Origin of the sequence: Streptacidiphilus albus JL83 (assembly GCF_000744705.1) — a bacterium.
GTDB lineage: Bacteria > Actinomycetota > Actinomycetes > Streptomycetales > Streptomycetaceae > Streptacidiphilus > Streptacidiphilus albus.
Map to the genome: position 1 here is coordinate 5,396,241 of NZ_JQML01000001.1, position 26,290 is coordinate 5,422,530.

Consider the following 26,290-nt stretch of genomic DNA (forward strand, 5'->3'; position numbering starts at 1 on the left):
CGTGGGAGGGATATTGGGCGCCAAGACTGGTCTGCTCGTGTACGCCGACGGGGACGTGCCTGTCCGACTGAAGGGGGTTGGCACCGCTGACCTGGAGCAGACGAGCGCCATGATGCTCCGCCTCTACCCCGGCTGGACCGTCGAACCGGCTGCTGCGGCCTCGAATCTGTGGGAGGGGGTCTACCCGCCGGACGGTCGAGCGTATGCAGCGAGCTGGCCGGGCGTGGAACTGCTCTGCGATCGACGGGTTATGGTCGATCGTCCGTCTCAACTCCCGGATGAGCTGGTCGCTGCGAGCGCGGGCCGACGGATGGTTATGCACGCCATGCACAGCGTGGTCGACTGGCTGGCGTTCGGCGTATGGGAGGACGGACGCCTCATTCGCTCGCTGAGCCTGTCCCCTGACAGTGGGATCGTCGAGGACATCGGCGAGCCGCTGCCCTTCGAAGCGCCCTTCTGGGCCGGGGAACGCCCAGCGGACGTTGTTTCCTGGCCCGACGCGGAAGAAGACGAGGAGCCCTACCCCCTGCCCTTCCATCCCCTGGCGATGGGGGAGGACGCGCTGCGCGCACTGTGCGGGTTCATCCTGGAGGGCCGCCCGGAGCCCGACGACGTGGACGCGGACGCCATCGGCCTCCATGGCTTCGTTGTACGGGACCCCGGGGCCCCGGATCCCGCCGTGAAGGAGGCTGCACTCAGAGCTGCGGTGGCGGCCATGGGACCGCCGCGCACCTACAGGTTCGGCCCCGATGGCAAGCTGATCAACGACGATGCCTCGTAGTGAAGGGATCTGGCTGTTCTGGTGAGAACAGGCGTGGGCGTGTCCTGAACCGGACTGTGACGATGGGGAGTTCAGGTGATCCGGGTGCAGCCCAGTCAGCAGATGCGCGATCTCGGCTGGTCCAGTACGGTGCCGAGATCCTGGACCGGCCCGCCCGACCGTTGAACCTTCCTGCTGAGCGGGCGGAGGCTGAAGCAGCGTCGATCGTCCGTTCACTTCGCTCGACCCGATTCGGGCCAGGGGCAGTTGGTGCCGGCGGCCCGCGGGCTGGCGGAGAGAGCCGACCACTTCCGACTAGAGGCTGACAGCTGAACCAAAATCGCAAGTTTGATGTAGATAACTGAACCACTGGGTGTATGGTGCTGGGGTTGGCGAAAGCTCTCACTCCAGGAGTGCTGCGTGAGTGATTCCATCCCTGCCTGGGCGCAGGACGACTTCGGCGAGCACGCGGCTGAGGTGCGCAATGCGGTGCTGTCGGCGCTGCGGACCACCGGTAAGACGATGCTGGAAGTGAAGGCGGTCGCCAACTCGCGGCGGAACTTCGCACCGGCTGGGGCTCGGATGACGAATCAGTTCGAGCGGCTCACGCAGCATCTAGAGGCGCTGGATCTCCCAGAAACCGAACTCGTCAAGACCGGCACGTGGTACGAGCTGGCGCTGGTAATGAATCGGCTGTTTTACCCGGTCTGGATCGAAGGGGTGGACCGGGAGCCGGGCGACCAGTGGCCGAAGAAGTCGTTGTCTGGCGTGGTGAGGGAGCTGTTCGCCGTTACAGACTCTGGCCGGCCGCGCTGGGTCGAGGACCCGCTCCTAGGACTGGACGTTCCAGAGCTCGTTGTGCGTCGTTCCCTGGCTGAGTTGGCTGGCCGCGATCCTCGACCCCGTCTCGTGCTCGTCATGTACGAGACCGACCACGGCGGCCTCCATCGAGCCTGGTGGGGGCAGGCGGAACTGGTGGATGAGAGCGGTGCCCTGCGATGGCTCGCCGAGCCTGAGCTGCTGTCTTCGGATGGCACGGCTACGCTGGCCTCCGTTCCCCAGCAGCGAGACGAAGATCGTTTCGATGCCGGAGCGCCGCCCGAGGTACCGATGGCCGAGCGAAGCGCTCACGAGCGTGGTCTGGACATCACCCCTCAGACCGAGAAGCCCGAGCCAACGGAAGACGACGCGACCGCAAGTGAAGAGGACTGAGCAGCCCACCATCCCCAACCTTGGCCTCGTCAACGACGTATCGCCGAGGGCAGTCTGGGATGCCTTCCATCCGCCCAGGCTCACTCAGGCACGCCATCTGGCGGGCATGACCAAGAAGGAAGTCGCTACTCGTATCGGTGTCTCTCCGGCAGCTGTGGGTCAGTATGAGACGGGAAGCAGCAAGCCCCGTCCGGAGCTGTTGCCCCGCCTTGCCGACGTGTTGGAAGTTCCGGTTGAGTTCTTCTTGGCTGGGCGTCCGATGGGCAAGCTCGACACCTCAATGGCGCACTTTCGGGCCCTTCGTTCGACGAGCAGTGCACAGCGGGACCGTGCTCTTGGCTTCGCCGCGCAGGTCTGGGAACTGACCCACGCTCTGGAAAAGCGCATTCAGCTACCGTGGGTCGACCTCCCAGGATTTGCTGGTGGCGAGGTCCATCCTGGAGTGGACCTGCCAGCGGAACCGGTTGCGGCTGCACGTGAACTGCGCCGACGCTGGAGCCTTGGGAAGGGGCCCGTCCGTCACCTTGTGCGTCAGATGGAGGCTCACGGAATCGTTTTGGTCGCGCCGTCGGACGCGGATCCGAGCGCTGCCAAGGTAGATGCCTTCGCCAGCGCCGGACTGCCCCGACCTCTCGTGATCCTGACAGCTAATCGTGCGGACGATGTGTACCGTCATCGCTTCAGCGCCGCGCACGAGCTCGGTCACTTGGTGCTGCACTCGGCCTCAACCGGAGATGCTGCCCAGGAGCATGAAGCAAACGCGTTTGCTGCGGCCTTCCTCACGCCCGCGGAGTACATCAAACCGCTCCTTCCGAGTCGGATGAATCTCGCGCACCTTGCCGACTTGTCTCGCGCATGGGGTGTCTCGGTCAAATCCCTCATCTACCGTTGCCGCGAGCTCGGCTTGACGTCGGAGGCCAGCGCGAGCCGGGCTTACCAACGGCTCGCGGCTCTTTCCAGGCAGCCAGGCTTCGCTCCTGAGCCTGTCGCTGGTTTTCCGGGGGAGCAGCCTGTGATGCTCAGCCAAGCGTTCGAGCTTGCTCGTCGAGAATCGGGCCTTACCGTCCAGGAGCTAGCCAGGGAACTGGCGTGGAAGCCTGAGAGGGTGCGTGTTCTTCTCGGAGTGGCTGACACACGTCCCGTTCTGCGTCTCGTGTGAAAGTCTCCCCATTCGTATGGATGCGGATGAGAAATGGGTGGGTCGCGCAATTTACGCGTAGTGCTGGTTCCCGCAGTGATTTGAATCCATCACGTCGAGGGGGCGCGTGATCGGGTTCTCCTTGACCGAATGGTCATCGAATGTGTCTTCGGTCCCCAGTTCTAGATGGCCTGTTCATCGGGAAGCGAAGTCAGGTACATGGGATCGATCTCATGACTACCTTGGATCATGTGAAGGTCGGTGAACTGAGTCGCAGTTCCTCCTGCCACGATCGATACAATGTTGGGCCAGATGCAGTTGCTCATGTAGTTAGACAGTGCCAGGAATTCTTCGCCGCCAGGGGTATCGCGGCCCAGGATTCGTGGGCGTAGGATGGATCCCTTGTGGTACTCGCCATTGCGGTACTTGTCGTCGTGTCTACGCACGACGCTCTCGTACGGCGCAAGGAATCGCCACTTAGGTTGTTCTGCGACCCATGTGAAGAACTTCGCCTTGTAGGAACGCTTGCCGGACGGCTCCAGGTCGGTGCCCGTCTCCAGGAAGTAAACTGCTCGCATCAGCTTCTCCCAGGCGATCCGTGAGCGCCCGATAAGCGACTGGTCGACTGCCATCAGCTTCAGCGTTTGTCGGGGAGAAGCCGAATGCAGCGAGGAGTGGTGCTGAGGAGCGTAGTAGTGTTCGTTGGCGATACCGAGGTCAAACTTGATATAGTGCAGTTGTAGGCGCACCTCGGTGAAGCGGTTGGCCAGCACCTCCAGTCTGTCTGACGGGTACAAGCCAGAACCTATGTAGGCGTCAACAAACTCAACCGCGCCAAAGCCTTCGCTGCGTTGCAGCGTCGCGTAGACCAATTCTGCGGCCTCTCCGTAGTTCGCGCTGTACTCCTTCGCTGCAGCGTCAAAGAAGTCATCTATTTGCGCGGCCAGTGCACGGGCGGCATCCAAGTCTTCATCCATGCTCGCAAATACTAGCGGCACAGCAGCGCATGGGCAGCCCGGTTCGGATATTCGCGGCGGCCTGCTGAGCTGGTCGCAGAAGCGGACTGTCGTCCGGCAGGCATTGCCTATGCATTGCGACTGAGTAAGCTACACCGTGCCTACATACAACGCTTAGGCTTACGACCATGGCTGACTACCTAGCAGTTCTCACGACGACTGACTCCGCTGACTCGGCTGCCGCACTTGCTCGTTCGGCGGTGACCGCCCGGCTGGCTGCGTGCGCCCAGGTCGACGGGCCGATCACTTCGACGTACTGGTGGCAGGGCGAGGTGGAGACCGCGCAGGAGTGGCGGGTGCTCTACAAGACCACAGCTGAGCGGTACCCGGCGTTGGAGGCCCACATCAAGGCCGAGCACTCCTACGACACCCCGGAGGTGATCGTCGGCGAGATCCCGACCGGCAGCCGCGAGTACCTCGCCTGGATAACCGAGGAGACCCAGCAGTCCTGAGCGGATGGACGCGGCCCGCGGTGCCGTCCGGGCAGCTGAGGCCCTGGCTCGGACGACCTCAACGGAGCACCGTCTGTAGCTCGTCGGCGAGGTTGCGGGCCTCGCTGCTGTCGTTGGCGGCCAGGAGTTGGTGCAGAGCGGTGAGGCGGTCGCGGCTGAGCTGGACTTCGCCGCGTTGGGCCTCGGTAGCTGCCCGGCGGGCGACTTCCGCGCCCTGGTCGATACGGCCGGCGCGGACGTACGCGGTGGCCACGTCCGCGAGGGCGACGGCGTTGGCCTTGTCCTGGCCGGTCAGGTGGCCGATGGTGCGCTCGGCGGCGTCCTGCACGTCGACGTGTCCGATACGGCCGTAGGCGTTGGCCTCCATGGAGGCGAGCCGGGCCGGGCCGAGGAACCGCACCCACGGCTGGGCCTGGTCCGGATCGGCGTAGTCGTAGGCGGTGACCGCTCGATCGAGCGAGCGTACAGTGCTGGACCGGTCTCCGACCGCCGCGGCCTCCTCCGCTTCGCGGGCGGCGGCCCATGCGCGAGCTGCCGCGTACGCGGGGCCCTTTACGTGGGTCTGGGCGGTGGACAGCAGGCTGCGGGCCTTGGCTGAGTCGCCCCGGTGGGCGGCGGCATACGAGGCGTAGATCAGGGCGAGGGCAGTCAGTGGCGGGTGGTTGGCTTCCGCTCCGGCGTCGGCCGCGACGCGGTAGTAGCGGGAGGCTCCGGCCTCGTCGCGCATGTCCCAGGTCATCCATCCGGCCAGTGCGGCGGTCTCCCCGGCCGCGACCAGCAGGGCCTGGCGATGCTTCCCCGCCTGGGGCAGGACGCTGATGATCGTGTCGAGATGTGCGTAGACCCTTGGTCGCATCAAGCGTGCGGGGATGCCGTGTTCGGCGAGGTAGAGCTGTTCGGTGGTGCGGGTCAGGGATCGGGCGGTGCGAGTGTCCACGGGAGCACCGGCGATGGCGGCGGCGAGGCGACCCCAGGGCTCGGTCACGGCGCCGGCCGCTATGGCGGTCGCGCCCAGGAAGGTCCGTCGGTACACGGTCTCGAACTCCTCATCCACGGGGGTAGCTGCCAGGCGGCGCTTCTGCCGGGCAGCGACGACCGCCCGCCGCAGATGCTCCTGCGGTACCCCGAACGACCGAGCGGTGTGGCTCTGCCAGAACGGGGACAGCAGTCGTTCCTCGCGCTCCCAGCGGGAAACCGTGTGACGATCCACGGGTAACCCGGACTTCTCGGACAGGTCGGCGGCCTGTTCCGACTGGGAGCGTCCGGACTCCTCGCGCAGAGCACGCAGCAGCGGTCCGATCGTCTCAATGCCCATGATGCGCGCCCCCATGGCCCGATGCGGAAGTGGATCAGATTTCTGGACCACAGAAGTGGCCCACAGTCAGGAACGGCCCCCTACGGGGTTCCTCCTGAGTTTGTACACCCGCAGTTGACTGAGCATCAGCCCGTTCGCGGTTCATCGCTCGCAATCTGCCAGGAGTCGATCGCATGTCCTACCCCGTACTTCCCCCAGGAGCTGGGTCCGCACCCGCCGATACAGCGGCAGTCACGGACTCGCGCCCGGCCGGAACCCAGGGACAGGACGTGACGAAGGCACCGACCGGGCCGCAGATCGGCGACCTCGTCAAGGACAACGACGGCCACGAGTTGGTCGTCACGGACGTCCACAGCGGCCAGCTGATCGTACGACCGCTCCACAGCAACCGCGAGCTGCCGGCCGACTCTCCGGAAGCCCTGACGGTTGTGGCCAGACGGGGTCAGTGGGGCGGTCGACCAGGCGAGGAGTGGGCCCGGTGAGCGGGCGTCACGCCGGACCCGACCCGGTGACGATCGCGTTAGGCACCGTCTGGGCCGGTGCCAGCGCCGTGCTTCTGACCCTCCTCGCGATCCTGGCCCACGAGCCGTGCTCATGCTCTCCCGGGGCATCCGCATCCGCTCCGGTGTCGGCACCGGACCTGTCACCGCCGGGCACCTGAGACCCGGCCCTGCCCGCGCACCCCTGAGCCGTGCGGGCGGGGTCGGCACCAACCTCCGTCCGGTGATCCGGGCGGACGGCGGCGGTCTTGCTGGGGCAGGGCCGCCGCACCATCCCCAACCAGTAGGAGGATCCGAAATGGCACCAACTGCACTGAGCATCCTGGACCGCGCCCCCGTGGTGGACAGCGACCCGCTCGACCTGGACGTGTCCGTGATCACCGAGGTCGGCGCGGACCGGATCCCGGTGGCCTGCGGCACCTCTGACGGGTGCGACCCGTCCTGTGCCAGCTCCTGCACCAGCGCCGTCTGACCTGCTGTCCAGCCCGCTCGACGTGGGGCCGGGATCTCCCTCGGCCCCACCCCACCCCTCTCAGGTACGGCGGAGGAACCGATGAGCGTCCCCGGCAAGCCGCTCTACCAGCACACCGGTACCGCACTGCTGCGGGCAGCCACGGTGCCGCTGACCCGTGGCACCGACTGGTGGCCGGACCCGGCCGACACTGCGGACTGCCGCCGCTGGCTTGGGCAGGTCTGGTCCCGGCCGGAAGTTGCCGACGCGATCCGTGATGCCAGCCCCGGACTGGCCGGGCGGGTCGACGCGATCCGCGCCGACCGCCCGGTCACGGACAAGCAGATCCTGCGCGCGACCGAGTCCACCGCCCGCTACCTGCTGCGGTCCACCGGCCGCCCAACGCCGTTCGGCCTGTTCGCAGGAGTGGCCCAAGCGAGGCTGGGGCCGACCGCCACAGTACGGTTCGGCACCGGCCATCGGCCGGTCGCCCGGGTCGATACCGAGTGGCTGGCCAGCGTTGTCGATCGTCTGGAAGCCGTCCCCGAACTGCTCGAGCGCTTGGACTTGGTGTTCAACAACCTCGCCGCTCAGCGTGGTGGCCGACTCCAGGTACCCCATGGCGGACCGAACCGCGTCAGCGTCCGCTACACCAGCGCGATCCGAGTGCTGCGGGACGCCGCCGCCAGTGCGGCCCCGTTCGCGGATCTGGCGGACAAGCTCACCGAGACCGTGCCCGGCGCCGACCGGTCCCGCGTCACCGCGGTGCTCGCCGAGCTTGTCCGGCAGGGCTTCCTGATCACCTGCCTGCGGGCCCCGCTCACGGTCACCGACCCCCTGTGCCACCTGCTCGACCGGCTTCGCGAGGCCGGAGCGGACACCGTGCCGGCCGTGGTGCCGGTCCTGCGGGAACTTGAGGCCGTCCGCGACGACCTCGCCCAGCACAACAGCCAGGGCGGTCCAGTTCAGGGGCGCGCGGAGATCGTCGGACGCCTGCGAGACCTGTCCTCGGCCGGACGCACCGCGCTGGCAGTGGATCTGCTGCTGGACTGCGATGTCCAGGTGCCCCGCGAGGTGGCCCGTGAGCTGGAGCGGGCCGCCGACGTCCTGCTGAGACTGACCCGCCAGCCGACCGGCGAGGCGGTGTGGCGCGAGTACCGTGCCGCGTTCTGGGAGCACTACGGCATCGGCACCCTGGTCCCCCTGACCGAGTTCCTGGACCCGGCCGCCGGACTCGGCTTCCCCGCGCAGTACCCCGGCAGCACAATGACCCCGCCGGTGGCCGCACCCACGGCACGCGATCAACGGCTGCTGGCCCTGGCCTGGCAGGCGATGGCCGACGGCAGCGGCGAGATCCTGCTGACCGACCGGATCATCGACGAGTTGACCGACGGCGCACGTCTCGACGAGCACCGCATCCCGCCGCACGTGGAGATCGCGGCCCGGATCCAAGCCGGAAGCACGACCGCGTTGGAGCGTGGGGACTTCACCGTGACCGTCACCCCGGCTCGCGCCGCTGGAACCCTCACCTCACGGTTCACCCCCGTCGCCACCGGCACCGGCCTGGCCGACATCTACCGGGGCCTGCCTGCCTCGACAGCCGGGGCCCTTGTCGCCCAGTTGTCGTTCCCGCCGCTCTACCCGCACACCGAGAACATCTGTCGCATCCCCGCCTATCTGCCCCACGTCATCGCCCTGGGCGAGCACCGCCACCCGAACGATGCGGCCACTGTCATCCCGCTGGATGACCTCGCGCTCACTGCTACCCGCGACCGCCTGCACCTGGTCAGCATTTCGCGCCGCCGGGTGGTCGAGCCGCAGGTGTTCCATGCCATGGCGTTGGAGAAGCAACCGCCCCCCTTGGCCAGGTTCCTGGCTCACCTCCCGCGCGCCTTCGCCGCCATCTGGACTGGCTTCGACTGGGGCCCGCACGCCGTCCACCTGCCCCGCCTGCCTCGGGTCCGCTACCGCCGCACCATCATCTCCCCGGCCCGCTGGACCCTTGCCGTCGGTGCCCTGACCGGTACCGGCATCATGGACCTGGAGCAGTGGCGCAAGCGCTGGGGCTGCCCGCGTACAGTCGAACTTCGAGACCAGGAGCGGACGTTACGGCTGACCCTGACCGAGCCGGTCCACGTGGCGATACTGCACACGCACCTCAAGCGTTACGGGACCGCCGTCTTGACCGAGGCCATCGGCGCCGACGAGCTGGGCTGGTTGGAGGGGCACGTCCACGAAGTCGCCGTTCCTCTGGTCGCCGCCCGTCCCCCTGCCCCCTCGCCGCTGGCCGGATCGCTGCCGACGACCACGAACAGCAGCCGCGGCCCCCTGCCCGGCTCACCGGCGAGCCGGTGGCTGAACGCGAAGCTTCGCACCCACCCCGAGCGCTACGACGAGATCCTGACCGAGCACCTGCCCCGGCTCCTGGCCAGCCTGCTTGGCGACCCTCAATTCTGGTTCGTCCGCTACCGCAGTCCGCACGAGAGTGACCATCTGCGGATGCGCTTCCGCACCCAGAGCCCGGACCAGTTCGGGCAGTTCGCCGATGTGATCGGCCGGTGGGCGGAAGGACTGAGGCACGACGGCCTCGCCTCCGGGCTGGCCTTCGACGTCTACGCGCCCGAGACCGGCCGCTACGGGTACGGTGCGGCCATGGAAGCGGCCGAGGCGGTGTTCTGCGCCGACTCGCAGGCGGTCACTGCCTCGCTCCGGCTCCTGCCGGCCCCTGCCGTCGACCCGAGGTCGCTGGTCGTCGCGGGCATGGTCGACATCGCCCGCGGCTTCCTCGGATCAGACGACGCCATGACGTGGCTGGCATCCCGGCCCGCGCCCACTGCCCCCGCTGCCGATCGGGTTATGGCCAACCGCTCGGTCCAGTTGGCTCTGCACGGCTCGGGCCCGTGGCCAGGCGAGATCGAGCGGGTCCGGCAGTCTCGCGCCGCCGCCCTCGCGGCCTACCGAGACCGGCTCCCCGTTGACGCCGATACGGACAGCGTCCTGGAATCCCTGCTGCACATGCACCACAACCGGGTCATCGGCCTGGACCGGGCAGGGGAAGCCGTCTGCCGCCGCTTGGCGCGGCAGGCAGCGCTGACCTGGCAGGCAACGAGAGGCGGCAGCCGGTGACCGCGACCGATCCGCCCGGCCCGGGGCAAAGTCTGGCGACCGGCGCCGCCGGGATCGCTCTGCTGGACGTCCAGCGCGGCGACTGGACTGCGCTGCGGAACCGGGCTGCCGAGATGACCCGAGAACCCTTGATCGCCGACCCGGAGGTCTGCGGCCTGTTCTACGGAGCCCCGGCCGTTGCCTTCACCCTCCACACCGCCCAGCAGCCGGCCTACACAGCCGTGCTGAACACCCTCGACGGGCACTTGGACGCCCTGACCCGGCGGCGTCTGGACAGAGCCCACCGGCGCATCGAGGACGGGGCTTTACCCCAACTACGGGAGTTCGACCTGATCAGCGGACTGACCGGCATCGGGACCTACCTCCTGAACCGACACGGCGGCGGTGATCTGCTGCGGGGCGTCCTGGCCTATCTGGTACGACTCACCGAGCCGTTGAAGGCCGGGACAGAGATGCTCCCCGGATGGTGGTCCGGTGACTCGCCCGCAGGCCAGCCGTCCGCGCAGTGGCCCGGCGGCCACGGGAACCTCGGCCTGGCCCACGGCATCTGCGGTCCTCTCGCACTGATGTCCGCCGCGATCAGGCGCGGTATCGAGGTGCCCGGCCAGCGCGAGGCCATCGACCGGATCTGTTCCCACCTGGACCGGTGGCGTACGGGTACCGGGACGCGGGCTTGGCGGCCGGGGACGGTCTCCCGGTCCGAGTGGCTCTCGCGCACGTCGAGGCAGCGCGGACCGGGACGCCCGAGCTGGTGCTACGGCACTCCGGGCCTTGCCCGCACCCAGCAGTTGGCCGCCCTCGCCCTCAGCGACCCACAGCGCCAGCAGCAAGCTGAGCAGGCGTTGGTCGGATGTGTCGCAGACGAGACCCAGCTCTCCCGGCTGGTCGACGCCTCGCTGTGTCATGGCTGGGCCGGGCTCATGCACACGACCCGGCGAATATCCGCCGACAGCGGCAGCGACGCCCTGACTGTCCTTCTACCTGGCCTGCGCGCGCGCCTGGACCAGCACCTGCACCAGCAAGGCCTACCGACCCGGCCCGGCCTCCTGGAAGGTCGGGCCGGCGTGCAGCTCGTCCAGTGCACCGGAGCCACGGACATGCCGCTGGAAAACCGATGGGACGCCTGCCTGCTTCTGAACGGCTGACATCAGCCGTGCCGACCCACCCGTACTGACCAGGGTCTGCCACTCACTCCCCGTCAGACCCCAACGGAAGGACCCTGCATGAACGCCATCACCAGCCCCGGCAGCGCAGAAGCGCTCCGCAATCACCTGGTCGACCAGCTCAAGGAGGCAGGTGGCGTCACCTCCCACGCCGTCGAAGACGCCATGCGGACCGTCCCGCGTGACCGCTTCCTGCCCGACGCCACTCTGGAGAAGGCCTACGCCAACGAGGCCGTCACGATCAAGCCCAACCCCGACGGCCCGCTTGCACTCAGCTGTGCCTCCAAGCCCACCATCGTGGCCATGATGCTCGACCAACTGGAGGTGAAGCCCGGCGACCGCATCCTGGAGATCGGTGCCGGCACTGGCTACAACGCCGCCCTCCTGGCCTACCTCACCGGACCTGACGGGGAGGTCACCACCGTCGACATCGATGCCGACGTCACCGCCCACGCCCGCAAGGCCCTGGACTCGACCGCCAACCAAGGTGTCCACGTCGTCACCCGCGACGGTGCGCTGGGCGACAGCGACCACGCCCCCTACGACAAGGCGATCGTCGCCGTCGGCGCGTGGGACATCCCCGCCGCATGGTGGGACCAGTTGCCCTCCGGAAGCCGCCTGGTGGTCCCGCTGAGGTGGCGTGGCACCACGTACAGCATCGCCTTCACCCGTGAGGCTGACCGCATGGTGTCCAGCGACGTCAAGCTGTGCGGCTTCGTCCCCATGCTCGGTCAGGACGGCGAACGCGAGGGCACCATCACCGGCGACGCCACCGTGAACCTGTACTGGGACATCGACCAGCCCATCGACCCCACTGCCCTGCACGGAGTCCTCGACCAGCCCAGGACCGAGGCCTGGTCCGGTACGACCGTCGGCGGCTACGAGTCCTTCGATGGAGTCTGGCTCCGGCTGAGTGCCACCGAACCGGGCACCTGCCGCATCGAAGCCAAGGCTGCGGCCGTCGAGTCCGGGCTCTGCAAGCCTGCCATCCCCTCCCGCAGCCCTGCCCTGGCCCAGGGCGAGTCCCTGGCCTACTTCGTCACCCGCCGCACGCAGACCGAAGAAGACACCCCGGCGCGGTCCGAACTCGGTGCGATCGGCCACGGCCCCGCCGGAGCCGAGCTTGCTGAACGCCTGTGCGCCCAGATCCGCGCCTGGGGCCAAGCTCGGACCGCCCGACCGGTCGTCACCGTCTATCCGGCCGGGACGCCGAACGATCAGGTGACGGACGGCTTCGTGATCAACAAGCAGGACAGTCGCCTGGTGATCTCCCTGGTCTGAGGACCAGCCGAATCAGCATGGGAGGGGCCGCAGACGGAGTCTGCGGCCCCTCCTGCGTCGTCTTCCAGGGCTCTACCACTCCAGATCCATCCCGGCAGCCGCCTCGGGCCCAGGTGTCCGTGGCGGATGGTCTCACCGGAGACGGTGCTGGGATTGGTGATCAGGCTGCGTAACGGGCGGTGTGGGCCGGTGGGTTGGCTGTGGCCGGGTGGGCGGTACCGCTATGGCGGGGGAGCGGAGGCGGGCTGCCTCTGCGCGGGGGTTGGGTGCCGGGTTGCGGGCGGTGTGTTGGATTCGGGAGAGGAGGACGCGGGCGGGTTGGCGGGCGGTGTCGAGTTCGCGGCGGGCGGCGGCTTCGTTGAGGAGGTGGCGGGGTTGGTGGCCTGCGGCTTCGGCGAGGACGGTGGCCAGGGCGGGCCAGTCGGGGTCGGCCAGGATGCGGGTGGCGTGCTCGGGGATGCCGTTCCTGACGTCGGCGGCGAGGGGCATGGCGGCGGCTTGGTCGTAGGCGATCTGGAGATGCTGGACGGCTTGGGGGCGGCGGCGGTCTGTTGGGCGTGGCCTCGGGCCTCGTGCCAGCGTCCGGCCAGGACGGCGGCCCACAGGAGGGCCGCGAGCAGGGTGGCGGCGGCGCTGCCGTCCTTGCCGTTGCCCGCGTGGATGAGGTCGCGGGCAGCGGCGCGCAGGTCGGCGGCGGCAGCGTGTTCGGCGCGGGTCTGGGAGCGCTGGGCGCAGGCGAACATCTTTGTCGCGGCTCGTAGTTCGGTCCGTAGTTCTTCGGGGGCGGCCTGGGCGGTGGCTTCGATGAGTTCGCCCAGGGCGGCGATCTGAGCCTGGGCCCGACTGCCGTACCCGGTGGTGCCGCTGCTGGCGGCGGGGTCATCGAGGTCTTCGGTGAGGGTGTCCAAGACTTGGATGGCCCGCTGCCACGGGCTGCTGGGGCGGTTGCGTCGGGCGGTGGGGCCTTCTGCGGGTGTCGTGGTGACCAGGCGGGCTTGGAGCCGGGGCAGCGAGAGGTCGGGGGCGATCTTCCCGCCGGGGTGGAAGACCTGTCGGCTGTCCTTGTTCAGGTCGCCGGGGCGGCCGGCGGAGTATCCGAGAAGATCGATTTCCGGGGCGGCTGGCTGAACGTCAATCAGCAGATACGTTTCGCCGGCAACACCATGGTCTTCGCGCCACCCAAGGGGAACAAGGTCCGCTCGGTGCCGCTGTCACCGCGAACGGCGGTGGCCCTCAAGACCCACATGAAGTCCTTTCCGTCGACCGAGGTGACCCTGCCGTGGGAGACCGAGGACGGAAAGCCCCGGACCCTGCGGTTGCTGTTCACGGACGCGAAGGGCAAGGCGTACAACCGCAGCGTCTTCAACCAGGGCGACTGGAAGCGAGCCCTGGTCCACGCGGGCGTGATCCCGCCGCGCACGTCCGGGTCGCAGTACTTCGAGGCGGCCCCGGACGACGGCATGCACGCGCTCCGCCACACCTACGCCTCCGCTCAGCTCGAAGGCGGCACGAACATCAAGGCACTGTCGGTGTTCCTGGGGCACTCCGAGCCCGGCTTCACTCTGCGCACGTACACCCACCTGATGCCCGGCAGCGAGGGCCGCAGCCGCTCCGCGACGGATGGCTTCCTGCTCGGCCAGGGCCACCCCGAGCAGGGCGCGTCCGGTGTGCCCTCTCCAGCCGTGTGCCCTGAGAAGCCGTTGTCTTACCGAACTTGATCCGCGTGTTTCCGCAGCTCAGGCATGATGTTGGTTTCGGCGAGGCAGGCTCGGACTGTCGGGTTGTCTCGTAGGTGGAGGTGCCGGGATGGCGTCGGTCGTGGGTCTGCTGGAGGAACGGGAGTTGGCGGCGCGGGAGCGCGTGGAGGGGCTGCGGGAGGAGGCGGACCGGGTCCTGGCCGAGCTCGCGGACGCGGAGACGGACTGGCAGGAGTGGCTGATCGCTCGGCAGCGGGTCGGCGAGGTCTTGTCCGTGCCGCAGCGCGAGGAGGCCGCGGTGGCCGATCCGCGACCGGTTGAGGAGCCTTCCCTGTCACCGCCGGAGCTCGTCCCGGACGCGTCCGCCGGGCTGCCGAAGGCACGGGCCGCGCGTTCTGGCTCGATCGTCCCGGTGTGGCGGCCCGCGCTGGCCGCGGACGTTCTGGCCGTGGACTACCAGCGCATCCTGTCCGCGCTGGCCGAGCGCCGCGCGGGCGGCGGCGCGGGGATGACGTGCCAGGAGATCGCCGCCGCGCTCGGGCTGGCACCGGTCCCGGCCAGCGTCGAGGGGGTGCGCTCGAAGATGAAGCGGCTGGCGGACCGGGGCTGGGCCGGCGAGCCGTCGCCGGGCCGGTTCACCCTCGCCGCCTCGCCAGCCGCCGTGTCATGAGCCGGGTCATCGACCACAGCACCATTGCCTCGTGGACCTCGGGCAGGGTCTCGTAGTCGCGCACCAGGCGACGCGAGCGCATCAGCCAGCTCAGGGTTCGCTCCACTACCCAGCGTCTCGGAAGAACCACGAAGCCCTTCGTGTCATCGGACCGTTTGATGATCTGCAGGGTGAGCTGCAGCTTCTCCTTCGCCCAGTCGACCAGGCGGCCCGTGTAGCCGCCATCGGCCCAGACCAGCACGATGCGGTGGAAGCGGGTCCGTACCCGTTCCAGCAGTGGCATTGCGGCATCGCGGTCGGTCACGTTCGCCGCGGTGACCATCACGGCCAGCAGCAGGCCCAGGCAGTCCACCACGATGTGCCGCTTGCGGCCGTTGATCTTCTTGCCCGCGTCGTAGCCGCGGCTTGCGGCCGGGACGGTGGCGTCGCCCTTGACCGACTGCGAGTCGATGATCGCGGCGGTCGGCTGCGGGTCGCGTCCGGCGTCCTCGCGGACCCAGCCGCGTAGCCGGTTATGCAGTTCGCTCAGCAGGCCCTTGATCCGCCAGCGCTTCGCGAAGGCGTAGACGCGGTCCCAGAGGGGGAAGTCCGCGGGCATCGCCCGCCAGGTGATGCCGCCCGCGACCAGGTAGCGCACGGCGTCGATCATCCAATGCCACGAAGTTAAGGCTTCGGTGGTGGCGTCAAGGTGTCAGGAAGGGTGATCTTGTACGTGTTCGGCGCGGTGCGGATGAGCCGGCCGTTGCGGGCCCAGTAGCAGAGTTGTGCGGTGAAGCCCTTGAGTCGGTGTCCTGTGGTCGCGAGGCCGAGGCGCTGTGCGATGTCGCGGGTGTGCATGGCTTGGTTGGCGTTCGCGGCCAGGATTTGGCAGACCTGGCCCCAGCGTCCGGAGAGGGTCGGGCTCAAGTCCTGCGCGCTTGGCAGGGTGGGTGGGTGCACGGTGATCTCGATAGCAGTGATCCGGGTGCTGTCGCGTGGGCGTCCGTCGCGGTTCCAGACGGCGTATCGGGAGGTTCCGCACTTGACGATGCGGGCGGACAGCCGCATCCGGCGTTTGGGAAGCAGTGCGCGCAGGACATGAGCGCCGATGTATCCGACCAGGTCGGGGCGGCTGCCGGGGCCTGCGGCCGCGGTCGTCCCGACGAGGCTGACGATCGTGTCGCGGGCGGCCTCCAGGGCGACGGTGAAGCCGGCCCGGTCGGGATCGCAGCCGGGCATCGTCTCCACTGCGGTCACCATCACCGAGCGCAGGGCCTGATAGAGGGTGAGTAGTCCCCACATCTCCTGGCTGAGGCCCACCGGGTCCTTCGACCGCAGAACCCGGCCCTTGAGCAGGGTATGACGTAGCGCCAGGTAGGTGATCTCGATCTCCCAGCGTTCGTGGTAGAGACGCACCAGGTGGTCGGCTGGATCGGTGCGGTGGTCTTTGAGCGTGGTCAGCAGGCGGTAGGTCCCGCCGAAGTCGCCGCTGTCGGCAGTCCGGGATCGGATCTCGGCTTCGATCACCCGCAGCCTGAGACCACCGATCCGGGTGAGATAGGAACCGTCGGGCAGCAGCGCCAGTACCGGTGGTCGCCGGGTGCTGGTCGCGCGAATCAGGAACTCCGCTCCCTGAGCCGTGATATCAGCGAGCAGTTCGTTGCTGTCGAAGGCGCGGTCCGCGAGCAAGAGCATGTCCGTGGTCAGGTGGCCGACGAGGTCGTGGGCGTAGTCGGTCTCGCCTTTCGAGGCGGAGCCGAAGACGGCGGCGATCAGGCCTCGAGTGCCGGTTTCGCACAGGGTCATGAGCATCAGCCGGGGGTAGCCCGCTGGGCCGTGGCGGCGCTGGGTGCGGCCGAGCCAGGACCGGTTGCGCTCGTGGTCGGGGACGTTCAGGCTTCCGCATCCGTCGAAGGCGACCGTGCGCCATCGGCGGTATCGCACTCCAGGCGTGGACGGCTGGGCCAGCGGGCCGGCCAGGACGTCGAACAGCCGCTTGAGCGGAGCCACGCCGACCCGCCGGCGCAGATCACGAAGCGCCTTCTCAGAGGGATGCGGCGTCCGGGCGTCCAGTCCGGACGTGAGTTTGCCCCACACCAGTCCGGTGCCCAGATGCTCGAACAGCCCAAGCGCGAGCACCAGGTACACCCCGACACGAGACGGGAGGCTCCGCAGCCGATGCTCGCGAGCCCCCGTCTCGTCCAGTACCGCGTCCACCAACTCGGGTGGGATGACCTGCGTCAACTCACCGATATGACCAGGCGCGAACACGTCGGTCCCGCCCGTGACAGACTTGGCCACTGGGCCTCTGCTCTCTTTGGAAGATCTTGGTCGATCCCCTGGATAGCAGAGGCTCCTCCCATGTCTCGTCCCCCCTTGACGCCACCACCGAAGCCTTAACTTCGTGGCATTGGTCGATCATCTGCCGGTGGCAGTAGCCCTCCGGCTGTCCGCCCCGGCCCTCCAGCCATGGCGGCACCGGCATGGCGTCGCGCACCACCGCCCACTCCGCGTCGGTCATGTCGGAGGGATACCTCGGCCTCCTGTGCGGATGATCCCCGGCGTTCCCGAACCGGTGCGCGAGGCAATCACACGTTGGAGCAGCCGAGTTGGACTTCGCCAGCGTGGAATCGGCAGACTGCAGCACAGGGCCTCCTGTGTGCTCGAAGGGCGTCAACAACCCTGAGCTGCGCAGGAGGCCCTGTCTTTATGCACACCACGGCAAAGGATCAGCCGACCGAGTGCAGCCACTCGAACCCATGCTCACCATGATCGATAGAGCAACGGCTTCTAAGCTCTCGATCATGTGGAGACAGGCAGCGCTGGAGATCTTTCCTGAGGCAGGGCTTCGAGAGCCGGTTCGGGCATCCGAACTCGCCGAAGCCGAGAGGCGACTGCGACGAACTCTGCCAACGGAGCTCAAGCAGTTGCTTCTGGAGAGCAACGGGGTGATCGGCCAGACCAGCGTGGACACGGTCTGGCCCGTCGACCAGATCGTCGAGCGGAACCTTCTCTTTTGGTCCGACGAGTCCTTCGCTCAGCTGTATATGTCGTTCGATGCTCTTCTGTTCTTCGGGGACAACGGAGGCGGTGATCAGTTCGCCTTCGTGCAGAAGCCCCACCGGCCAGACGTCTTCGTCTGGGAGCACGAAAGCGACAGCCGCAGGTGGGTGGCCAACAACCTTCGGGACTATCTCGGCCGCTCGCTGCGCGTCGGCGGAGACGACTGGTATCAGCTGTAAACCCTCGCTGAGCTGCATGGATGGGTCAACTTTCTGATATCGGATGACGCTGGGAGGGTGGGTCGCCGAGCAGGGGCATGCCGAGGTCGACCAGGCCGGGCCGCCCGTCGGGCCTGGCTCGTTTGAGGCTGCTGAGTTTGGCGAGCGCAGCGTCCATGCTCACTTGGAGGCCCTCGACTTCGCCGAGCCAGCCGTTGCTGCGGGCTTCGAAGATCCGGTCGCGCAGGTTCTGGATGATCTCGATGAGTCGGGGCCGCTGGCGCGGGTCCAGTTGCAGGACGGGGCAGCGGATGCAGGCTTATCCGGACTACGGGCTGGCCGCGTAGGTCGGTCTCCGAAGTTCGACCTGCAGTCGAACGAGATTGCTACTGTCTGGTCGTGACCTTGACTGACCTTCGAAGTGGCTTTCGTGACGATGATCAGCGGCGACGCGTCCAGGATGTCATCCATGATCGCCTTGCAGACGACCGCGAACCGCAGGAGTGTCGCTACCTCATGCGGTTCTGGTGGCAGCTAGTCATGTCGTATACAGAAGTGTCGATGGACGACCTCGTCCTGAACGTCGGCGAGTCGAAGCTGGACGTCATCGAGAAGCTGATCGGGGCCATCAGGTCATCCCACGACGCGATCGATGCATGGATTGAGGCGACGCAGCAGGCCTTCCCCATGATTCAAGACCGCGGCTGGACGGCCTTGGGGAACGACGGATAGCCAGTTTGGCTAGCTCGTAGGAGTCGTTCGCGGCTGTGACTGGGCAATGACGGGGATCCCGAAGTCGGTGACGCTGCCGCCTGTACGTTGCAGGCTGTGGTCAAGAGTGTCAATCCCCTGGTTTTTCTGAATATAGACAGACGTGTGCATTCACTTTCCCTGACGCGCCGAGCGCACAGTCGCACGGCCGCCGACCCGAAAAGCTGCTGGTCATCAAGCTGCAGATGGGGTTCACTACCGCGAGCCCAATCGCACTGGTCCCGTTGGAACGGCGGAGGTTGCATGACGCTTCGTGTCAGATTTGTGTCTTCTGTCACAGGTTGGCGGTCTTGACGGATCATCCGTTTCAGATGGAGTCTTTGGTCTCGAGTGAACAACTCGTACGCATGAGAACAGTGGTACAGATCATTCCATTTTCTGGTCGGTGATCCGTGGGGGGACCATGTTTGCTATCGCGTTCGACTCGACCTGTCCGGCTTGCTCCCAGGTGGGAAAGGCTGTCACAAGCCTCGGAGTCCCCGGCCTGACGGTCATGGCGTTGAACGACCATCGGCTGACGACCTGGTCGGGGTCGTCGGGTCGTACAACAGACGCTGCTCCCGCCTTGGTCGAGATCCACGACGGCGCGGTGGTGCAGGTCTGGCAGGGCTGGTCCATGCGTGTCCGTCTGGCCCGCGTGCTGGGACCGCGCCGCGCCCGCGCCGTCCTCGTATTGCTCGCCAGCGAGGCCCGGGCACGGGTCGCCCGTCGCGCCGAGGCGAAAGGCCGGCCCATGGGCCGACGAACCCTTCTGGGAGGCGCTGCAGCAATTGGCGCCGGTACCGCCCTCGCCACCGCGGCGCCTACCGCGTTCGCCGCCGAGCGCCCGGCCGGCGGACTGGTTCCCGCTACCCCGGGCATCCGCGGTCAGGCCCTGGCCACCACAGTTGCCGAAGAGGCGGTGACAAAGTGGGGTGCCGTGGGAACGGCCCACGTCTTCACCACGCGGGACGCCGCCGGGGACGACTTCATCCTGCTCTTCCACCAGGGAACGGGAGCGATGACGGTCTACCAGCAGACGGCCTCCGGTCCGGAGGGAGCGGTGACCGTGACCGTCGACGTGCAGAAACAGGCACTTCTCTACCATCTGCCGACCGGGGAGGAGCTCGCCGAGCTCACAGTCGCCGACGGCAGGGTCGTGGTGAAGCCGGCGTCAGCCAGCGACTTCGCCTACTGCTTCGCGGCCTGCCTGGGCGGCAACGTCGACGAGGGCTGCGTCGTCAACTGCGCCACCTGCGCGTTGGGAGGGCTCTCGTCCTTGGTCGACTGCGGGCTCTGCGCCTACTGCGCCGGCCCCAAAGCGGTCGGCTGCGCAAGGAAATGCATCTAGCGTTGTGTGAGCAGGACAGCTCCCAGGAGGTCGGCCATGGTTGGGCAGGATTCGGAACGCGGTCAGCGGGTCGTGCTGATCCACGACTTCCTGGGCGAGGCCGCCTGGGGCGGCCTCGCCGACGAGGTGAGCGCCTTCGCCGAGGTCACCGTCTTGGAGGTGCCGCCGGTCCGCTCGCTCAACGCGAACGCGTGGGCGCGGGCGGCGCACCGGCGACTGGAAGAGTTCCTCGCGACAACCGAAGTTCCGGTCGACCTGGTCGTCGGCACGGGGAATGCGGCGGGATCAGCAGCAGAAGCGGCAGCAGCGGGGCAGGCCCGCCACGCCCTGCTCGTCAACCCGGACCTCAGCCAACTGGTCGCCCGGGACCCGCAGGTGCGGCTGCCGGCGATTCCGGACAGCATCGCCGACATGCTCGAGGAGTTGGCCCCGTACATCACCGCGCTGGTCGAGCAGGGCACCTTGCCGCGGGAAGGGATCGAGATCATGGCCAGGCACGCCTTGGGCGACATGGACACGATCCCCGCAGAACTGCGCGCCACCCTGCGGGAACTGGCCGTGGACAAGTTCTCCGCCTGCTTCCCCAGCAACCCGGCCGGCTGGACCGCCCAACCGGACCCGCGAGGCCCCAACGACTGGCTGCACCACTTCGCAGCCTCCCCGCAACGCTGCACCCTGTGGACGGTCCCCAAACTGGGCCTCGGAGAGGAAACAGTCAAAGCACTCCACCGTGCCGTCCCCGACGCCGACGCCCACGTGATCGCGATGACAACAGACACACCCTGGCTCGAAGCCCCACGGGCGTTCGCCGAAGGAATCCGCCAACTCATCACCGCACGCGCGTAGGACCATCGTGGCAGGGCGGCCCGGGAACCGCAGACGCCGGGTGCACGGCTTTGTCCGCGCCCTGCGCCCGGCCGGTTGATCCGCCCCGGGTTTGATGGAGACATCGAAGGGTCAGGATGTCGGACAGCCATCCGGCGGACCGGCCGATCAGGCCCTGGAACGTGTCGGAGTCGGTGACGGTGCTGGTTGCCACCGGGGAGCTCCCTCGGTGGGGTCGCTGCGGGACAGCGGCCGGTTGGCGGGTGTCGGTTCGGTCAGCTGCTGGTGAGCCGGCGTCGGGCGTCGGCCAGGATCGTGGCGTGGTCGAACGCGAGGTCCTCGCCGGGGGAGTCGATCGGCGCCCAGCGCACGGCCGCGGCATCGTCCCCGGCGATGGCGGTGGTGCCGGCGGGCACCACCGCCAGGTAGGCCGCGCTGATGTACCGGCCCCGGGGGTCGCAGTCGGGGTCGTCGTAGATGCCCAGCAGGGTCAGTGCCCCGGGGTCGACTCGGACGCCGGTCTCTTCGAAGAGCTCGCGGGAGGCGGCGCCGCGGGAGGTTTCCCCCACGTCAACGTGGCCGCCCGGGGAAGCGAGCGGGTTCGCCGATTTCTGGGCGGGGAGTCGCAGGAACTCACGCGTCAGTGGTCCGTCGACGGCTTTCAGTATGCCGGGTTCGCGGTCAACCGGGACTGGAGGGCGACGGTTGAAGGGGAGTCACATTCGGCTTCACCAAAGCGCGGTGACGGGTGCGCCCCACGGGCTGCCGGGGTCGAGGTGGCGAAGCAGGCTGAATCGTGGGCGCGGCTAGGGTTGCGGACATGGCTGTCATGGATGTCCGCAACGATTCCAAGGGTTGGCTCGTCATGTGGCTTGAGCCGCTGGGTGAGGATCGATGGCTCAGGCCGGACGAGACGTTCCGGGTTCGATCCGACTACAACGGCGATGAGCTGGCCTTCTCCATAACCTTCTGGGTGGATGACAACGACCGGTCGGCGGGGATCGAGAACGTCGCCGTCTGGATCGAGAACGGTGACTGCTACGCGGAAGTCGTCGACCGGGCGGGCAACCTCATCGAGTGCGGCCACCAGAGACCTGCGGAAGTCGACAGGCGATGGCAGGCCGCGCTCGAAGAGGCGCAAAAGCGCGCGGCAGAGCGGAGAGCGGGTGGAGAGACGGTCGGATGACTGGGCGGTGTCCTGGCGATCAAGAGCGCTGGGGCCAGGTGCAGCCGGGCGTGGCGACGAACACGATCGCTGCCGCTACCGCTCGAACGGCGCTTTAACGCGCCGGCCCGATCCCCTCCGGCAGGACGGCGACCACGAAGGCGACGGCCTCCTCCGGCGTCTCGAAGCGCGCGAGCAACTCGCTCCGGTTCCGTACCCCGTAGCATCCCTCGTCGTGCGGCCAGATCATGTACCCGACCCGTGTCGTGTTGTATCGCGCCGTGGTACTGGTGGAGAACCAGAGGTTGTGGTGGCTGGTCACCGGCATCAGTTGGCGGAGCACTGGCTGGGCGTACGCGGCCGCCAACAGCGCATGCACGCGCTGGAACCGGTTCATCGGCGGCATGTGGATGCGGTCGAGCTTGAGGCACCACGCCAGCTCGACAGCACCGAGCGGCTCCCGCTCGTGCGCGAGGGCCCAAGGGCGGAACTCGATGCACTGGGCCTGCTCCTTGGTCTCCTTGAGCCCCGCTCCGCCGGTCCAGGCCACAGCCGCCCTGACCACCTCAGCTGGATCGGCGGTCCACCCGCAGGCCAGGCGCTGGCTGCTGCTCTGGAGGTACACCCAGAAGGTCCGACAATGCTCGCCGGCCGGATGCACCCTCACCCTGGACCCCGACAACAGCTTCCTGCAACTACAGGTCACCGAACCGGGCGACGCGGAACAGGCCGCCGACGAGCTGCACGAACTCGTTCAGACCTACGGCCTGCCGTTCGCCCGGCAACACGCGAGCACAGACACCCTGCTGACCACCCTTCGGGCAGGCGGCAACGTGCCCAACCCCGACCGGAGCAGGTTTCTCATCCCCGCCCTGCACTTCCTGCGCGGGGACACGAACGAGACCCGCTCAGACCTCGCACAAGGACTCGCTCACTACGGGCAGAACACGAGCATGGCGGTCGTCGCCGAGTACCACCGATTCGCAAACGCCCTGACCACACGCCTGCCGACGTGAACCAGCGGCGGCACAACCAACCTGCCCGATGCCCCTAGCCATGATCACGAAGTGCTGCTGGAGTACTAGGCGGCTAACCTGCAGGTCAGGGCCACATCAGGCAGTAGAGCTGGTGGCCCGCGTCATGCAGTCGGTTGGCGAAGTCCTGCCACTCGTGCAGCATTTGGTAGATCACGAAGGCATCGCGCGGGCCGCGGCGGTCGGGGACGGTGGACCAGATGAAGGCCGCGGTGCCGAGTTCGGCCTCATCGGCCTTGCGGAGGGGTTCGACGACCGAGTGGGGGAGTTGGACGACGGCGTAGTCCGGGTGGAGGACGACCAGTTCCAGCGGTGGGACGGAGGAGAGCGGGATTCCCTCGATGCCGGTGAGCACCATCGCGCTCATCGTCTCGGGCTTGATCTTGGTGGACAGGCTGCCGCTGATCGACTCCTCCGAGCCGTCCTGGCCGAAGAGCTCACCGAGGCGGCCGAGGGTGCCCAGGTCGCCCGCGTCGAGGCCGAGGCCGTCCCGGCCGAGTGCGGTGGGTACGCGGGCGGCGGTCGCGCGGTCGGGTGCTCCGAAGTACTTGTACGTCACCCCCACGCCGCCACCACCCCTGGTTCCACTGTTGCCCTCGCCGCTGCCGCTGCCACCGCTGCCGGCCCTGTTGCCACCGCCGGCTCTGCGCGCAGCCCGCGACGAACCGTCGGACTCATCGCGCATATCTGACACCGCTGACCATCCTTACTGGCAGTCACCCGTTTGCCAACAGTCTGCGGGCAGGCGGCTGCGCACTGCGGCCCGATCATCGTCCCAGATGATCGGCCGGGACATGCCGAGTGACAGGCAGCTAATTTTGAATGACGCGGATTTGAGACTATGGCGGGGTGACCTACCCGTACGAAGCACCCGAGTCCCAGAAGCTTTTCGAGCGCGCCTCCGCCGTGACCCCCGGCGGCGTGAACTCACCGGTCCGTGCCTTCCGCGCGGTCGGCGGAACGCCGCGGTTCATGGTGTCCGGCCAGGGCCCCTACCTCACGGACGTGGACGGTCGTGAGTATGTCGACCTGGTCTGTTCCTGGGGACCGATGATCCTCGGCCATGCCCACCCCGACGTCATCGAGGCCGTCCAGGCCGCCGTGGTGCGCGGCACCTCCTTCGGTACGCCCGGTCAGGGCGAGGTCGAACTGGCCGAGGAAATTGTGAGCAGAGTCACTCCGGTTGAGCAGGTCCGGCTGGTGTCCTCGGGCACCGAGGCGACGATGTCGGCCATCCGCCTGGCGCGGGGCTTCACCGGACGAGCCAAGATCGTGAAGTTCGCGGGCTGCTACCACGGACACGTCGACGCGCTGCTCGCCGCCGCCGGCTCCGGCCTCGCGACCTTCGCGCTTCCGGACACCCCCGGCGTGACCGGGGCGACCGCCGCCGACACCATCGTCCTCCCCTACAACGACCTGGAAGCGGTCCGCGCCGCCTTCGCCGCCCACCCGGGCGAGATCGCCTGCGTGATCACCGAGGCCTCCCCGGGCAACATGGGCGTCGTCCCGCCGCTGCCCGGCTTCAACGGCGGCCTGGCCCAACTGTGCCGGGACAACGGCGCGCTGTTCATCTCGGACGAGGTCATGACCGGCTTCCGGGTCTCCAAGGCCGGCTGGTACGGCCTGGAGGCCGCGCACGAGGGCTGGGCCCCCGACCTGCTGACCTTCGGCAAGGTCATGGGCGGCGGCTTCCCCGCCGCCGCCTTCGGCGGGCGCGCCGATGTCATGGGCCACCTCGCCCCGGCCGGTCCGGTCTACCAGGCCGGCACGCTCTCGGGTAACCCGATCGCGACCGCGGCCGGCCTCGCCCAGCTGCGCGGCTGCACCGACGAGGTGTACGCGACGGTCGACCGGGTCGCCGCCGAGGTCTCCGGCCTGGTCGACGCCGCGCTCACCAAGGAGGGCGTGGCGCACCGGGTGCAGACCGCCGGGAACATGTTCTCGGTCTTCTTCACCGACGAGGCCGTGACCAACTACGACGAGGCGCGGGCCCAGCAGTCCTTCCGCTTCACGGCGTTCTTCCACGCCATGCTTGAGCGCGGGGTCTACCTGCCGCCGTCCGCCTTCGAGTCCTGGTTCGTCTCGGCCTCGCACGACGCGCGGGCGATCGAGCGGATCGCGGAGGCGCTGCCGGCCGCCGCGCGGGCCGCCGCCGAGGCGAGCGCCTGAGCGTCGAGCGGCTGAGCAGGTGCTCAGGCACGTGCCTGGGCATGAGCGTGCCTGGGCATGTGCGTGCCTGGGCATGTGCGTGCCCGAGCACGATGCGTGCCTGAGCGCGTGCGTGCCTCGGCACGTGAGCGTCCGACGGTGTCGCCCGGCCCCCGGTTCGGGGGCTGGGCGATACTTGCTGGCGTCGCCGCCTCCCCGCGCGCGGCAGCCGTCTCCCCCGTGCAGTCCGAAGGAGCAGTCCAGGTGAGCAGCCGAACCGACTCAGCGAGCGACGTCACCGTCGTCCACCTCATGCGGCACGGCGAGGTGCACAACCCGGAGGGTGTGCTCTACGGGCGGCTGCCCGACTTCCACCTGTCCGAGCTGGGCAAGGAGATGGCCGAGCGGGTGGCGGACCATCTGAGCGGGCGTGACATCACCCATGTCGTGGCGTCACCGCTGGAGCGCGCCCAGGAGACGGCCGCGCCGATCTCCGCCTCGCACGGGCTGTCCACGGCGGTGGACGAGCGGCTGATCGAGGCCGAGAACATCTTCCAGGGCAAGACCTTCGGCGTCGGCGACGGCTCGCTGCGCAACCCGGCGTACTGGAAGTACCTGACCAACCCGTTCCGCCCGTCCTGGGGGGAGCCGTACATCGAGCAGGCCGTCCGGATGATGGGCGCGCTCAATGCGGCGCGGGACGCGGCGCGCGGGCACGAGGCCGTCTGCGTCAGCCACCAGCTGCCGGTCTGGGTGGCCCGGTCCTTCGTCGAGCGCCGCCGGCTCTGGCACGACCCGCGCAAGCGGCAGTGCTCCCTGGCCAGCCTGACCACTTTCACGTACCACGGGGACAAGATCGTATCGATCGGCTACAGCGAACCCGCGCGTGATCTGCTGCCCGCCCACCTGACCGGCAAGGGCCGGAAGGGCGACGCCCCGGTCGCCAAGAGCTTCGGCGCCTGACGGTCTGTTCGAATCCGTGTCGTGGCAGGTCAGCGTGGTTGCCGCGACACGGCGGCGGGGCCGGTGAAACCCC

The 26,290-nt window shown here is 68.2% G+C and carries 28 protein-coding genes; 20 read left to right on the plus strand and 8 right to left on the minus strand.

From position 1 onward, the window contains the following. The first annotated feature begins 13 nt into the window (after positions 1–13). From BS75_RS23605 to BS75_RS46860, 3 genes are all read left to right on the plus strand, one after another. The gene (locus tag BS75_RS23605; protein WP_034089679.1) at positions 14–781 is read left to right on the plus strand and encodes a DUF6928 family protein; all 768 of its coding nucleotides are present in this window, start codon (positions 14–16) and stop codon (positions 779–781) included. A gap of 399 nt (positions 782–1,180) precedes the next feature. Next, positions 1,181–1,972: a hypothetical protein gene (locus BS75_RS50545; RefSeq protein ID WP_034089680.1), complete on the plus strand. Its 792-nt coding sequence runs from the start codon at positions 1,181–1,183 to the stop codon at positions 1,970–1,972. Beyond that, a complete protein-coding gene (locus tag BS75_RS46860; RefSeq protein ID WP_034089681.1) occupies positions 1,959–3,131 on the plus strand; it encodes a helix-turn-helix domain-containing protein in 1,173 nt (390 codons plus the stop codon). The genes BS75_RS50545 and BS75_RS46860 overlap by 14 nt, the downstream gene beginning before the upstream one ends. A gap of 161 nt (positions 3,132–3,292) precedes the next feature. Here BS75_RS46860 and BS75_RS23620 read toward each other — a convergent pair whose 3' ends face one another. Then, the gene (locus BS75_RS23620) at positions 3,293–4,087 is read right to left on the minus strand and encodes a hypothetical protein (protein ID WP_152646138.1); all 795 of its coding nucleotides are present in this window, start codon (positions 4,085–4,087) and stop codon (positions 3,293–3,295) included. Between the two features lie 167 nt (positions 4,088–4,254). Between BS75_RS23620 and cutA the strand changes: the two genes are divergently transcribed. After that, the gene (gene cutA / locus BS75_RS23625; RefSeq protein ID WP_034089683.1) at positions 4,255–4,578 is read left to right on the plus strand and encodes a divalent-cation tolerance protein CutA; all 324 of its coding nucleotides are present in this window, start codon (positions 4,255–4,257) and stop codon (positions 4,576–4,578) included. Positions 4,579–4,636: 58 nt separating this feature from the next. Here the strand turns inward: cutA and BS75_RS23630 are convergent, their stop codons facing one another. Beyond that, positions 4,637–5,893 carry a helix-turn-helix domain-containing protein gene (locus tag BS75_RS23630; protein ID WP_034089684.1) on the minus strand — a complete coding sequence of 419 codons (1,257 nt, stop codon included), beginning with the start codon at positions 5,891–5,893 and terminating at the stop codon, positions 4,637–4,639. 269 nt (positions 5,894–6,162) lie between these two features. Here BS75_RS23630 and BS75_RS23635 point away from each other — a divergent pair, with 269 nt between their 5' ends. The 5 genes from BS75_RS23635 (at position 6,163) to fxlM (ending at position 12,414) form a co-directional block, all read left to right on the plus strand. Further along, positions 6,163–6,375, plus strand: a complete 213-nt coding sequence (locus BS75_RS23635) for a hypothetical protein (RefSeq protein WP_034089685.1) — start codon at positions 6,163–6,165, stop codon at positions 6,373–6,375. A 316-nt stretch (positions 6,376–6,691) separates the two neighbouring features. Then, complete coding sequence (locus BS75_RS48460; protein ID WP_152646140.1) at positions 6,692–6,865, plus strand: FxLD family lanthipeptide; 174 nt, start codon at positions 6,692–6,694, stop codon at positions 6,863–6,865. Positions 6,866–6,946: 81 nt separating this feature from the next. Further along, on the plus strand, positions 6,947–9,970 hold the full coding sequence (locus BS75_RS23640) for a lantibiotic dehydratase (RefSeq protein ID WP_034089686.1): 3,024 nt from the start codon (positions 6,947–6,949) through the stop codon (positions 9,968–9,970). Further along, a complete protein-coding gene (locus tag BS75_RS23645; protein ID WP_034089687.1) occupies positions 9,967–11,115 on the plus strand; it encodes a lanthionine synthetase C family protein in 1,149 nt (382 codons plus the stop codon). Before BS75_RS23640 ends, BS75_RS23645 begins: the two co-directional genes overlap by 4 nt. 78 nt (positions 11,116–11,193) lie before the next feature. Beyond that, positions 11,194–12,414 carry a methyltransferase, FxLD system gene (gene fxlM / locus BS75_RS23650; RefSeq protein ID WP_034089688.1) on the plus strand — a complete coding sequence of 407 codons (1,221 nt, stop codon included), beginning with the start codon at positions 11,194–11,196 and terminating at the stop codon, positions 12,412–12,414. A 221-nt stretch (positions 12,415–12,635) separates the two neighbouring features. Here fxlM and BS75_RS48465 read toward each other — a convergent pair whose 3' ends face one another. Further along, complete coding sequence (locus BS75_RS48465; protein WP_152646141.1) at positions 12,636–13,322, minus strand: hypothetical protein; 687 nt, start codon at positions 13,320–13,322, stop codon at positions 12,636–12,638. 87 nt (positions 13,323–13,409) lie between these two features. Between BS75_RS48465 and BS75_RS50550 the strand changes: the two genes are divergently transcribed. Beyond that, entirely contained in the window at positions 13,410–14,132 is a 723-nt protein-coding gene (locus BS75_RS50550; RefSeq protein WP_408022550.1) for a tyrosine-type recombinase/integrase, read from the plus strand. An 88-nt stretch (positions 14,133–14,220) separates the two neighbouring features. Continuing rightward, on the plus strand, positions 14,221–14,781 hold the full coding sequence (locus BS75_RS23665; protein ID WP_034089690.1) for a hypothetical protein: 561 nt from the start codon (positions 14,221–14,223) through the stop codon (positions 14,779–14,781). Here BS75_RS23665 and BS75_RS23670 read toward each other — a convergent pair. Both BS75_RS23670 and BS75_RS23675 read right to left on the minus strand, forming a co-directional pair. Further along, positions 14,747–15,430 carry an IS5 family transposase gene (locus BS75_RS23670; RefSeq protein WP_034089691.1) on the minus strand — a complete coding sequence of 228 codons (684 nt, stop codon included), beginning with the start codon at positions 15,428–15,430 and terminating at the stop codon, positions 14,747–14,749. The two genes, BS75_RS23665 and BS75_RS23670, sit on opposite strands and share 35 nt — an antisense overlap. 14 nt (positions 15,431–15,444) lie before the next feature. Next, a complete protein-coding gene (locus tag BS75_RS23675) occupies positions 15,445–17,061 on the minus strand; it encodes an IS4 family transposase (protein WP_034088895.1) in 1,617 nt (538 codons plus the stop codon). 458 nt (positions 17,062–17,519) lie between these two features. Here BS75_RS23675 and BS75_RS23680 point away from each other — a divergent pair, with 458 nt between their 5' ends. The 5 genes from BS75_RS23680 to BS75_RS23700 all read left to right on the plus strand — a co-directional run bounded on the left by BS75_RS23680 (position 17,520) and on the right by BS75_RS23700 (position 20,928). Then, entirely contained in the window at positions 17,520–18,002 is a 483-nt protein-coding gene (locus BS75_RS23680) for an SMI1/KNR4 family protein (protein ID WP_231607875.1), read from the plus strand. A 43-nt stretch (positions 18,003–18,045) separates the two neighbouring features. Beyond that, positions 18,046–18,384: a hypothetical protein gene (locus tag BS75_RS48480; protein ID WP_034089692.1), complete on the plus strand. Its 339-nt coding sequence runs from the start codon at positions 18,046–18,048 to the stop codon at positions 18,382–18,384. Further along, positions 18,381–18,713, plus strand: a complete 333-nt coding sequence (locus tag BS75_RS48485; protein WP_152646308.1) for a hypothetical protein — start codon at positions 18,381–18,383, stop codon at positions 18,711–18,713. Before BS75_RS48480 ends, BS75_RS48485 begins: the two co-directional genes overlap by 4 nt. Positions 18,714–19,317: 604 nt before the next feature. Next, entirely contained in the window at positions 19,318–20,082 is a 765-nt protein-coding gene (locus BS75_RS23695; protein ID WP_152646309.1) for a hypothetical protein, read from the plus strand. Positions 20,083–20,154: 72 nt separating this feature from the next. Continuing rightward, positions 20,155–20,928, plus strand: coding sequence for a hypothetical protein (locus BS75_RS23700; RefSeq protein WP_152646310.1), 774 nt, complete (start codon positions 20,155–20,157; stop codon positions 20,926–20,928). Between the two features lie 254 nt (positions 20,929–21,182). On the opposite strand, the gene BS75_RS23705 is transcribed toward BS75_RS23700, so the two are convergent. Further along, positions 21,183–21,575 (minus strand): NUDIX domain-containing protein, encoded by a 393-nt coding sequence (locus tag BS75_RS23705; RefSeq protein WP_081982539.1) that lies wholly within the window; start codon positions 21,573–21,575, stop codon positions 21,183–21,185. A gap of 152 nt (positions 21,576–21,727) precedes the next feature. Between BS75_RS23705 and BS75_RS23710 the strand changes: the two genes are divergently transcribed. Next, complete coding sequence (locus tag BS75_RS23710) at positions 21,728–22,093, plus strand: hypothetical protein (protein WP_052440120.1); 366 nt, start codon at positions 21,728–21,730, stop codon at positions 22,091–22,093. A 94-nt stretch (positions 22,094–22,187) separates the two neighbouring features. Here BS75_RS23710 and BS75_RS44710 read toward each other — a convergent pair whose 3' ends face one another. Continuing rightward, positions 22,188–22,622 (minus strand): DUF6193 family natural product biosynthesis protein, encoded by a 435-nt coding sequence (locus tag BS75_RS44710; protein ID WP_052069651.1) that lies wholly within the window; start codon positions 22,620–22,622, stop codon positions 22,188–22,190. Between BS75_RS44710 and BS75_RS23720 the strand changes: the two genes are divergently transcribed. Continuing rightward, positions 22,594–23,088, plus strand: coding sequence for a hypothetical protein (locus BS75_RS23720; RefSeq protein WP_034089696.1), 495 nt, complete (start codon positions 22,594–22,596; stop codon positions 23,086–23,088). The two genes, BS75_RS44710 and BS75_RS23720, sit on opposite strands and share 29 nt — an antisense overlap. Before the next feature lie 85 nt (positions 23,089–23,173). Here BS75_RS23720 and BS75_RS23725 read toward each other — a convergent pair whose 3' ends face one another. Further along, positions 23,174–23,671: a hypothetical protein gene (locus tag BS75_RS23725; RefSeq protein ID WP_034089697.1), complete on the minus strand. Its 498-nt coding sequence runs from the start codon at positions 23,669–23,671 to the stop codon at positions 23,174–23,176. Positions 23,672–23,955: 284 nt separating this feature from the next. On the opposite strand from BS75_RS23725, the gene hemL reads away from it, so the two are divergent. Together hemL and BS75_RS23735 are read left to right on the plus strand one after the other, a co-directional pair. Next, positions 23,956–25,275 (plus strand): glutamate-1-semialdehyde 2,1-aminomutase, encoded by a 1,320-nt coding sequence (hemL, locus tag BS75_RS23730; protein WP_034089698.1) that lies wholly within the window; start codon positions 23,956–23,958, stop codon positions 25,273–25,275. 291 nt (positions 25,276–25,566) lie between these two features. Continuing rightward, positions 25,567–26,217, plus strand: coding sequence for a histidine phosphatase family protein (locus BS75_RS23735; protein WP_042440674.1), 651 nt, complete (start codon positions 25,567–25,569; stop codon positions 26,215–26,217). The last annotated feature ends 73 nt before the right edge of the window (positions 26,218–26,290 follow it).